The organism is Halomonas marinisediminis (assembly GCF_004347715.1).
Taxonomy (GTDB): Bacteria; Pseudomonadota; Gammaproteobacteria; order Pseudomonadales; family Halomonadaceae; genus Halomonas; species Halomonas icarae.
In genome coordinates, this window is sequence record NZ_SLTR01000189.1 from 1 (window position 1) to 318 (window position 318).

The 318-nt window shown below is 74.5% G+C and carries 1 protein-coding gene; it reads right to left on the reverse strand.

What is annotated here, in order from left to right:
* Positions 1 to 318 (reverse strand): hypothetical protein (locus E0702_RS16320; protein WP_205741987.1); only part of this gene is annotated, 318 nt, incomplete at both ends.

Here is a 318-nt window from a genome sequence, read left to right on the forward strand (position 1 = left end):
CGCAGGGCATCCTTGAACTCGAAGGCCACCGGCGCCGCCTGCCCGATCCGGAGCCAGGTCGCGGTCACGTCCCCCTGCGTGGCCCCGACCCAGTCGGCCCGCCCGAGGCGCACCGGCTGATCCTGCCAACGCCCCTCGACCCCGTAGCCGGGCACTTCGCGCAACTCGGTGACCTCTGCGCTGGCCCCACCTGCGTCGGTGGCGGCAATCGCCCGCGCCAGCGGGTGCGCGGACCCTTGCGCGAGCGCCCGGGCAACCGCAAGGTCCCGGGCCGCGATCCGGTCGGCATTCTCCAGAATCGGCTGGCCCAGGGTCAGG